This window comes from Corallococcus praedator (assembly GCF_003612125.1).
Classification (GTDB): Bacteria; Myxococcota; Myxococcia; order Myxococcales; family Myxococcaceae; genus Corallococcus; species Corallococcus praedator.
Genome location: NZ_RAWI01000510.1, coordinates 1 through 5,696 on the forward strand (window position 1 = coordinate 1; position 5,696 = coordinate 5,696).

The window sequence follows — 5,696 nt, forward strand, 5'->3', positions numbered from 1 at the left end:
GCCCACCAGCGCCGCCACGTCCAACCCGTCGCCGAACGTCGCCCGGGTGATGCCCGCCGCCAGCCCGAAGGCCACCATCACGAACAGGTCCCCGATGATGACCAGCGCCATCAGGAACTCCGTGAACGAGCCCTTGGCGGACGTCTCCTGAACGATGGCGATGGTGACCGTGGGGGAGAACGACACCATCACCGTGGACAGGAGCGCGCTCACCGCCAGCGCCTGGGGCAGCGTCAGCGGCGCGAGGAACGGCAGGAATGGCTTGAGCGCGAACGTCGCCCCGAAGCACACCACGAACGTCGCCCCGCACACCGCCGCGCAGAGCAGGGCCACGCGCGCGCCCACGCGCCGCAGGAGGCCCAGGTGCAGCTCCGTGCCCGCCACCAGCGCGATGAGGCTCACCGCCAGCCCCTTCACCAGCTCCAGCCCCTTCACGCCCGCGCCCGGGATGAAGCCCAGCGCGTAGGGCCCCACCGCCACGCCCACCAGCAGGTAGCCGGTGAGGCGCGGCAGGCCCAGGCCCTTGGCCACCTTGCCCGCGAACAGGCCGCACAACAGCAGCGCGCCCGCCGCCAGCAGCACGGGCGTGCCCGCGTCCGCGCGCATCGCCTGGGCCTGGGTGATGGCCGCGAGCAGCGCCACCAGCAGCAGCAGCCGGAAGACGGACCCCTTCACGTCGCCACCCCCGCGTCACTGCCCGGGGCATCGCCAGGGGCCGCGGGCGGAGCGTCCGTCTTCCGGGGCGTCTGCTCCGCGCCCAGCACGTGCCGGAAGGCGCCGTGCGCGAGCATCTCGTTGACGACCGCGCCCACCGCCACCACGTCCAGCACCCGCTGCGACAGCGAGCCCGGCACCAGCAGCACGTATTCCGCGACGATGCACAGCGCGAGGCCGCCCTGGGCGATGAGCGCGTAGCCGAACTGCGGGGGCAGATCGAGCACGCCCCGCGTGAGCCGCTGCGCGAAGTGGCCGCCCAGCACCTTGCCCACGAACCGCAGGCCCACGAACGCGGGCAGGAGCGCCCAGGCCGCCAGGTCGCGCGCGTGCAGGTGACAGCCCACCATGAACACCAGCACCAGGTACGTGGGGCGCTCCACCCGCGACAGCGCCCGGGCCACCCGCTCCGCCGTGCGTCCGCCCATCAGCGCCAGCGTCGCGCCGCACGCCACGCCGGCCAGCAGGGCCGACAGCCGCAGGTACGCCGCCGCGCCGCCCACCAGCGCCACCATGCCCAGCGTCACCGTGGTCTGCTCCGCCGGGTCCTTCAGCGAATGGGTGAGGAACGCCAGGAGCGCGCCGCACGCCACGCCCAGCAGCAGCGCCAGCCCCAAGAGGCCCAGCCCTTCCGCCGCGTTGCCGGTGGCGCCCAGCACGAGCCCCAGCGCGAGCACGCCCAGCCCCACCGCGTCGTCCATCATCGTGAGCAGCGCGACGCCCAGCCCGCGCGAGCGCTCCAGCCGCCCGTTGCGGTAGCCCAGCACCGCGAAGTGTCCCGAGGACAGGCTCGCCGCCGCGCCCAACAGCGCCGCCGCGCCCACCGCCACCAGGGGACGCAGGCCCATGGACAGCACCAGCGGCACCGACAGGGGCAGCGCCACGAACAAGAAGGCCGTGCCCGCGTGCGCCACCGCCGCCGCGTAGACGGGTCGGGGCAACAGGCGCAAGAGCCGGGGCTCCAGGTTGAGCCCCAAGAGCACGCCCCCCGTCCCTAGCCCCAGGGCCACCAGGGGCCGGAGCGAGTCCAGGTTGCGCGCGGTGAGCACGCCCAGCAGGGACGGCCCCAGCAGCGCACCGAAGATGAGGAACAGCAGGCCGCTCGCCGCCAGCTGCGCCAGGGCCGGGAAGCGGGCCGGGTCGAGCAGCGAACGGCTCGACGCGAGCAGCGACAACGCCGCGACGATGAGGAAGACGAGCAGCGCTTGCACCAGGGGTGCTTACACCCGCGCGCCCCCGCGCGTCATCAACGCCGGTGGGTGGGGGCCGCCAGCACGGGCAGGGCCACCAGGCGACCCATGGGCGGATCGTCCGCGTCCATTTCCAATTGCACGCGCTGGAGCAGCCGCTCCATCTCCTCCGCGGGGAGGGTGGGCAGCACGCTCACGAGCACGATGCGGTCCTCGTCCGCGCCCAGCGCGAGGCTGCGCAGGCCGGCGAACACCGGCACCTCCGCGGACAGGGCGGCAGCCGCGCTGCGCGCCCGGATGACCAGCGGCTCCGGGATGCCAAACTCCCGGAGCCGACCGATCGCCCGCTCGGTCGTCTCCACCTGCTCGAGGAACGTGATGACCAGGTACACGCGACCCTCATACCGGAAGAGCGCGCGTCCTGTCCCCCGTTACTCGTTGCCGGGCGTGGTCGGCTCCGGCGGCGTGACGGGAGCGGCCCCCTCCTGCTGGGGCGCGGCTCCGCCCGCGGCGGCGGCTTCCTGGGCGTTCTTCGCCGCCAGCGCCGCGCGCTTGCCTTCCTCAATGAGCTTCTTGACCTTCTGACCGCCCTTGCGGCCGATCTCCTCGTAGAAGTTCGGTCCCCGGGTGGCCTTGACGCGGTCGCCACCCTTCTTGCCGATCTCCTCGTAGAACTTGGCACCGCGCTCGGCCTTGACGGTCTCTCCGCCCTTGCGACCGATCTCCTCGTAGAAGGAGCGACCGCGCTCTGCCTTCACCGTGGCGCCGCCCTTGCGGCCGATGGTCTCGTAGAACTCGCGACCGCGCTCGTTGCGGACCGTCTCGCCGCCCTTACGCCCCGCCTCGGCCACCGTCATGCTGCCCTTGTTGTCCTTGTCCGACATGTCCGTATCTCCTCTCGGTGACTACCAACCCCGTCCGCGCCTCGGTGTCCCTTGCCTGAAACCTTGGGACGGAAGCGCCCCGATGCAAGCAAGCTCCGTACACCGCCAGCCGTTCTGTCCTGACATTGCATGCATAATCCCCAAGGATTCCGCGCGCTTGTCGAGGACGCTGGGCGTCCGGACTGGACGGGTGATTGCCCGGCAGGACGCTCTCATTGTTCACAACAATTCGGATCACATTGCCGATTCCCTGCTCGGTTCCCACCTTGTGCGCAACGCCTGACACAACCGTCCGGCGCTCTTGGGGGAGGTTGCGGTGGCGAGTGGCAGGAGTGCGGTGTCGACCTGGCTGCGGATCCTCGCACCCATGGTCGTGTCCATCGGCGGTCTGGTGATGCTCCGGCTGTTGGGGCCGGACTTCATCGATCAGCGCACCATCCGCGAGCTGCTGTTGCCCCTGGGCGACTACGCGCCCCTGGCTTACGTGGGCTTCCTGGCGATCCGGCCCCTGACGTTGCTGCCCGGACAGGTCCTCACCGCGGTGGGTGGGATGATGTTCGGGACGCTCGCAGCAACCCTCTATTCACTAACGGGCAGCTTCCTGTCCGCCACCCTGCTCTACTTTCTTGCCCGCAAGCTGGGCACCCGGCCGATGCAGCGGCTGGCCGGCAGCAAGTACCCGGCGATCGCCAAGGCGGCGAAGCGCCACGACTTCCAGTTCACGTTCCTGGCGTGCATCAACCCGCTGTGTCCCACGGACATCATGCTGGCGGCGGGCGCGGCGAGCGGCGCGCGCTTCTGGCCCTCCGTGCTGGGCGTGGTGCTGGGCACCATCCCCGGCACCTTCCTCACCGCGCAGTTCGGCAGCGGGCTGGCGCAGGGCCGCACGGTGATGACGGCGGTGGCCGCGGTGGGCATGGTCGTCTCGCTGGTGCTGGGCGTCGTCTTCGGCCGCCGGTTCTACAAGGAGGTCAACGAAGCCGCCGTGGAGGCTCCCCTTCCGGAAGTGGAGGCCGGAGACGCGGCGACCGCCCGAGCGCTGGCGGGCGCCAAGGTTCCGCTCACCACGCCGTGAGGCGCAGCTCCTCCGTGAGCAGTTGGAGCAGCGCGCGGACGCGGGGCACGGCCTGACGTCCCGGCAGGCACAGCGCGTGGACCGGCGGCCCCTGCGCCGCGTGATCCGCGAGCACCTCCACCAGGGTGCCCTCCCGCATCCGCGCATCGCTCATGAAGTCCAGCACCTGGCAGAGCCCGGCCCCGGCGGCGGCCAGTTCCAGCAGCGCCGGGCCGTGATCGACGTCGATGGAGGCGCGCGTGCGCACCACGGCCTCCGCGCCGCCCGGAGCCTCCAGGAAACGCCACTCGCGGGTGAGCCCGCGCGGATCCACGAACTTCAGGCACGCATGGTGCTCCAGGTCGGACGGGCGCTCCGGTGTTCCGTGCCGCGCCAGATAGGTCGGTGACGCGAGCGTCATCCAGCGCGTGCGCAACAGCCGCCGCGCCACGAGGCTGGAGTCCTCCAGGTCCCCCAGCCGGATGGCCACGTCGACCTGTTCCTCCACCAACCGGCTCAGCCGGTCGCTCATCCGCACGTGCAACGTGAGCTGGGGATGACGCGCCTGGAGCCTCGCCAGTCGCGGCAACAGCACCGGCCCCAGGATGAAGGGCAGCGTCACCGTCAGCGGTCCCCGGGGCGCCAGGTGGGCCTGGGACACCGTCTCCCGCGCCGCCCGGAGCTGCGCCACCGCCTCCTTCGCGCGCTCCAGGAACGCCGCGCCCTCGGGGGTGAGGGCCACGTGGCGCGAGGTGCGCTCCAGGAGCCTCGCGCCCAGCTCCTCCTCCAGCCGCCGCACCGCCTTGCTCACCGCCGCCACGGAGACGCCCAGGCGCTCCGCCGCCTTGCGGAAGCTCCGCTCCTCCGCGACGTGGAGGAACGGCAACACCCCGGTGAACAGGTCCATGGGCCAGATTGTCAACCCGGAGTTGACGATGGTTCAACTTCCGGGTGCTCACCCCACCCCGGGGTTGACGATTAACGTGGTGTCCACACGGAGGAAGTCGACATGCGGATCGCGATCCTGGGCACGGGCATGGTGGGTGAAGCGCTGGGCAGCAAGCTGGTGGCACTGGGCCACGAGGTGCGGATGGGCTCGCGCACCGCGGACAATCCGAAGGCCACGGCGTGGGTGAAGAAGGCCGGGGGCAAGGCGTCGCAGGGGACGTTCGCGGACGCGGCGGCGTTCTCGGAGCTGCTCTTCAACGCCACGCTGGGCAATGCCTCGCTGGACGTGCTGAAGGCCGCGGGCGAGGAGGCCCTGCGCGGCAAGGTGCTGGTGGACGTGTCCAACCCGCTCGACTTCACGAAGGGCATGCCGCCGGTGCTGTCCACCGCCCCCACGGATTCGCTGGGCGAACAACTGCAGCGCGCCTTCCCGTCCCTCAAGGTGGTCAAGGCGCTCAACACCATGAACTGCCACGTGATGGTGGATCCCTCGCGCGTGCCCGGAGATCACGACGTCTTCGTGTCTGGCAACGACGCGGACGCCAAGGCCCGCGTGAAGCAGCTGCTCACGGAGGGCTTCGGCTGGAAGCACGTCATCGACCTGGGAGACATCACCACCGCCCGGGGCACCGAGGCGTTCCTCCCGCTCTGGCTGCGTTTGTGGGGAACCCTGGGCACCGGCGACTTCAACATCCACGTCACCCGGCGCTGATGGCTGGGTGCTGTCTGGAATTGTCCTGATGCGTCAGGGACGTGGGGTGGAATCCCGGGGGCGCGGGCATGGACACGCAACTTCCCGGGCAGGGCGCTGATAACCTACCTGAGCCCACGTCCCCCGGTGGCTGGAGGTTTTCATGAGCACGATCGACCGCACCCGTCCCCTCGCCGTGCCCCCCTCTCCCCGGA

At 71.2% G+C, this 5,696-nt stretch carries 7 protein-coding genes; 2 read left to right on the forward strand and 5 right to left on the reverse strand.

Annotation, left to right across the window (positions count from 1 at the left end):
- The 4 genes from D7Y13_RS37465 to D7Y13_RS37480 form a co-directional block, all read right to left on the reverse strand.
- Positions 1-675 (reverse strand): cation:proton antiporter (locus D7Y13_RS37465; RefSeq protein WP_500683191.1); only part of this gene is annotated, 675 nt, incomplete at its 3' end.
- A complete protein-coding gene (locus D7Y13_RS37470; protein WP_233595875.1) occupies positions 672-1,925 on the reverse strand; it encodes a cation:proton antiporter in 1,254 nt (417 codons plus the stop codon). The genes D7Y13_RS37465 and D7Y13_RS37470, both read right to left, overlap by 4 nt.
- A 35-nt stretch (positions 1,926-1,960) precedes the next feature.
- Positions 1,961-2,296 carry a hypothetical protein gene (locus D7Y13_RS37475; RefSeq protein ID WP_120535091.1) on the reverse strand — a complete coding sequence of 112 codons (336 nt, stop codon included), beginning with the start codon at positions 2,294-2,296 and terminating at the stop codon, positions 1,961-1,963.
- A gap of 39 nt (positions 2,297-2,335) precedes the next feature.
- On the reverse strand, positions 2,336-2,788 hold the full coding sequence (locus D7Y13_RS37480) for a general stress protein (protein WP_120535092.1): 453 nt from the start codon (positions 2,786-2,788) through the stop codon (positions 2,336-2,338).
- A 367-nt stretch (positions 2,789-3,155) separates the two neighbouring features.
- Here D7Y13_RS37480 and D7Y13_RS37485 point away from each other — a divergent pair, with 367 nt between their 5' ends.
- The gene (locus D7Y13_RS37485) at positions 3,156-3,863 is read left to right on the forward strand and encodes a TVP38/TMEM64 family protein (protein ID WP_370450794.1); all 708 of its coding nucleotides are present in this window, start codon (positions 3,156-3,158) and stop codon (positions 3,861-3,863) included.
- On the opposite strand, the gene D7Y13_RS37490 is transcribed toward D7Y13_RS37485, so the two are convergent.
- The gene (locus D7Y13_RS37490) at positions 3,850-4,749 is read right to left on the reverse strand and encodes a LysR family transcriptional regulator (protein WP_120585398.1); all 900 of its coding nucleotides are present in this window, start codon (positions 4,747-4,749) and stop codon (positions 3,850-3,852) included. The genes D7Y13_RS37485 and D7Y13_RS37490 overlap by 14 nt on opposite strands.
- A 102-nt stretch (positions 4,750-4,851) precedes the next feature.
- Between D7Y13_RS37490 and D7Y13_RS37495 the strand changes: the two genes are divergently transcribed.
- Positions 4,852-5,502, forward strand: coding sequence for an NADPH-dependent F420 reductase (locus tag D7Y13_RS37495; protein WP_120535095.1), 651 nt, complete (start codon positions 4,852-4,854; stop codon positions 5,500-5,502).
- The last annotated feature ends 194 nt before the right edge of the window (positions 5,503-5,696 follow it).